A 496-nucleotide genomic window follows, 5' to 3' on the forward strand; every position below is an offset into this window, starting at 1 on the left:
AGGTTTTCGGCGGCATGATCCTTTCTGGCTCTTGCGCGATCCTCGTCGAAGGCCATGTCGAGCACCCAGTGCAGGCCGTTTTCAATGGCCCAGTGGGCGCGCACGGCACGGGCGAAGGCTTGCGCCGAAAGCCGTGCCGAGGAGAGATAGTATCGAACCGATCTGGAGGTGCGGCCCTCGCGCGTCACCTCGGCCTCGACGCGGCCGATGGTCGAAAGCCCCGGCATGGCGGGATGATCGCGGTCGGGCTTGCCGGCAAACAGCCAGTCCACCGCATGAATGACCGCATGATGCCGGATCTCGACGCGCCCATGGTCGGCATCGGTCGTCGTCAGGGTCTCAGTGATGTCGGCGTCGGGATCGGCAAAGTAGTCTTCGACATCACGCAGCGTCGTCGGCCTGTTGCTCTTGAGGGCAAACAGGTAGTCGCCACCGCGATCGAGCACCGCCTGGCCGGTGTCCCGGTTGCAATGGATCGCATCGGCCGTGATCAGTG

General features: G+C 64.3%; 1 protein-coding gene. It reads right to left on the reverse strand.

Going from position 1 to position 496, the window contains the following annotated elements; genetic code table 11:
- Positions 1-496 (reverse strand): ISAs1 family transposase (locus PY650_RS36725; protein ID WP_285885019.1); only part of this gene is annotated, 496 nt, incomplete at both ends.

The organism is Martinezella calliandrae (assembly GCF_030272695.1).
In the GTDB taxonomy this organism is placed as follows: Bacteria; Pseudomonadota; Alphaproteobacteria; order Rhizobiales; family Rhizobiaceae; genus Rhizobium; species Rhizobium calliandrae.